This is a genomic window from Nonomuraea sp. NPDC050547, assembly GCF_044457345.1.
Lineage (GTDB): Bacteria > Actinomycetota > Actinomycetes > Streptosporangiales > Streptosporangiaceae > Nonomuraea.
Genome location: NZ_JBITGW010000003.1, coordinates 1 through 3,111, shown reverse-complemented (window position 1 = coordinate 3,111; position 3,111 = coordinate 1). Strand labels below are relative to the sequence as shown.

Genomic DNA, 3,111 nt, shown 5'->3' with positions numbered 1-3,111 from the left:
GGACCGCGATCGAAACCGCCCCGATCATCGCGAGGCCCACGGTCGTCCCGGCGCGGGCCACCGTAACCGCCCTCACGGCGCGGCCCACGGTCATAGCCACCTTCACGACGCGGACCGCGATCGGAGTCGCCCTCACGACGAGGACCCCGGTCGTAACCACCCTCACGCTGCGGACCACGGTCATCGCGGCGAGGCCCACGATCGAACCCGCCCTCACGACGAGGACCGCGATCATAACCACCCTCACGACGGGGGCCACGGTCATAGCCACCCTCGCGACGCGGACCGCGATCGAAACCGCCCCGATCATCGCGAGGCCCACGGTCGTCCCGGCGCGGGCCACCGTAACCGCCCTCACGGCGCGGCCCACGGTCATAACCACCCTCGCGACGCGGACCGCGATCGGAGTCGCCCTCACGACGAGGACCCCGGTCATAGCCGCCCTCACGCTGCGGACCACGATCATCGCGGCGAGGCCCACGATCGAAACCGCCCTCACGACGAGGACCGCGATCATAGCCACCCTCACGACGGGGGCCACGGTCATAGCCACCCTCGCGACGCGGACCGCGATCGGAGTCGCCCTCACGACGAGGACCCCGATCGTAACCACCCTCACGCTGCGGACCACGATCATCCCGCCGAGGCCCACGATCGAACCCGCCCTCACGACGAGGACCGCGATCGTCCCGGCGGGGGCCACGGTCGAAACCACCGTCGCGCCGCCCGCCGCTCCCGAAGTCCGGACGCTCGGCGAACCCGCGCTCATCCCGGTCTGGGAACGCCCGCCGCGGAGCATCGCCCTCACGACGCGGTCCACGGTCGTAGCCGCCCCCACGCTGGGGTCCACGGTCATCGTCCCGGCGCGGACCGCGATCGAACCCGCCCTCACGACGCGGACCGCGATCGTCACCACCCTCACGACGGGGACCACGGTCGTAGCCGCCGCCCTCGCGACGAGGCCCGCGGTCGTAACCGCCCTCTCGCCGCGGCCCGCGGTCATCCCGACGGGGGCCACGGTCGTAGCCGCCTTCCCGGCGACCCTCCCGTCCCTGGTCGTCGGAACGGAACGGACGGTCGCCCTGGTTTCCGCGCGAGTCGCGGGAGCCGTACCCGCCTCTGTTGTCGTCTGGGCGCTTGTCTCCGTCGCGGGGGCTGTCGCCACGCCCGCTCTGTCCGCCGTCCGATCCGTTATCTCTGTTCACTTCTGGTCCATTTCGTTGGCTCACTCAGCGGACCCGTGTCTCACCCAACGGTCCACTGTGGCTGCCCGCACCGCGGGTCTTACGCGAAGAAGGCCACCCGTGGTGGGGCGGCCCGGCTCCTCCAGCCTAGCAAGCTCCAGCAGTTCACCGACCCGGGCCGATATTCCGTCGCCCCCAATGACCGGCTCCACCAGGATGACGGCATGTCGCTACGCGCGTACGAGATAGCCGAAGCCCGCAACCGCATCCTCAACCCTTTCACCGAAGACAAACTCGATCTCCTCGGCGAAATCTGTCACCCCAGCCCAGGGGCCCGGCACCTCGACCTGGCCTGCGGCAAAGGCGAACTGCTCAACCGCTGGTCCAGCCGCTACGGCGTACACGGAACCGGCGTCGACCTCAGCGAGGTCTTCGTCACCGCCGCCCGCGAACGCGCAAATGAGCTCAACGTCACCGACCGCGTGCAATTCATCCACGCAGAAGCCGCCACCTACGCCAAAGAAAATGCCGAACCCAGCGCCCACGACATCGTCTCCTGCATAGGCGCCACCTGGATAGGCAACGGCCTCACCGGCACCTTGGACCTCATGCGCCCACTGCTGCGCCCAGGCGGCCTGATCCTGGTAGGCGAGATCTTCTGGAACACCACTCCGCCCCCCGAAGCCGCCACCGCCCTGGGCATCGACCACCACACCTGCGTCTCACTCGCCGCCACCGCGGAACGCATCGAGCGATCCGGTTTCGAACTCCTCGACATGATCCTGGCCAACCCCGACAGCTGGGACCGCTACACCGCCTCCCAATGGTGGACGATCAGCGACTGGCTCCGCGACAACCCCGACGATCCGGAGGTTCCCGCGATGCGCGACTTCCTCCGCCAATGCCGCACTTCCCATCTTCGAGTACGGCCGGCAGTACCTCGGCTGGGGCGTCTTCATCCTCCGCCCAGCCATACCTTTGCCCAACCCATAAACCAGATCTCCCCACATCAGGGGACATATCCAGACATGGCAACTGCATCCACGCACCACGGCCCGGCCTTCCGCCCGGAATCCGGCTGGCTGACGTTCGCCGGAATGCTCGGCGTCGTGCTGGGCGTCTTCAACGCCATCGAAGGCCTGATCGCCCTGTTCCGCAACGACTACTTCGTCACCCCGGCCGGTCGCCTACTCGTCTTCGACTACACCACCTGGGGCTGGATCTGGCTCGCGATCGGCATCCTGCAGATCGCCGCCGGCGCAGGCATCATGGCAGGCCAGGTCTGGGCCCGCGCGGTCGGCGTCATCCTCGCCGCCCTAGCCATGATCGGCCAGTTCGCTTTCGTCCCCGCATATCCGGTCTGGTCCATCATCAGCATCGCCCTATGCGTAGTGATCATCTACGGCCTCATAGCCGCCCCCCGCAACGCCACCGGCTAACCACACCCCACGGAGGTCGTATGGCGAGCCTCGGCCGGCGGGGTTCGCGAGGTGAGGGTGAACGCGAAAAAGGGGCCCAACCCTAAGGTTGGACCCCTTCATCGTGCATACGTGTTTGTGCGGCGGTGACCTACTCTCCCACACCCTCCCGAGTGCAGTACCATCGGCGCTGAGAAGCTTAACTTCCGGGTTCGGAATGTAACCGGGTGTTTCCTTCCCGCCATAACCGCCGCAACTCTTTGAGACTGTTTGCTGTCTCAGAATTGCGTAGTGGACGCGAGCAACACAACACCATGCCCTGACCGCGCAAGGGCTTCCTGCGCTGCTCTGGACCCGGCGAAGAGTAACAGAGCGCTGCAAAGAAAACCCGCGTGCCTGCACAGGCGTTGCTTATGCTTTGTGGTCAAGTCCTCGGCCTATTAGTACCGGTCAGCTCCACACGTTGCCGTGCTTCCACCTCCGGCCTATCAACCCCATCGTCTCTGGGG

General features: G+C 67.0%; 2 protein-coding genes and 2 rRNA genes. 1 reads left to right on the top strand and 3 read right to left on the bottom strand.

Annotation, left to right across the window (positions count from 1 at the left end; all coding sequences use genetic code 11):
- The coding region (locus ACIBHY_RS07575) for a hypothetical protein (RefSeq protein ID WP_397306254.1) at positions 1-1,003 on the bottom strand (1,003 nt) is incomplete at its 3' end.
- A 405-nt stretch (positions 1,004-1,408) separates the two neighbouring features.
- On the opposite strand from ACIBHY_RS07575, the gene ACIBHY_RS07570 reads away from it, so the two are divergent.
- Positions 1,409-2,623 (top strand): SAM-dependent methyltransferase, encoded by a 1,215-nt coding sequence (locus ACIBHY_RS07570; protein ID WP_397306253.1) that lies wholly within the window; start codon positions 1,409-1,411, stop codon positions 2,621-2,623.
- Between the two features lie 117 nt (positions 2,624-2,740).
- Here ACIBHY_RS07570 and rrf read toward each other — a convergent pair.
- Positions 2,741-2,857 (bottom strand): 5S ribosomal RNA (gene rrf / locus ACIBHY_RS07565).
- Between the two features lie 165 nt (positions 2,858-3,022).
- Positions 3,023-3,111 (bottom strand): 23S ribosomal RNA (locus ACIBHY_RS07560); the annotation flags it as partial.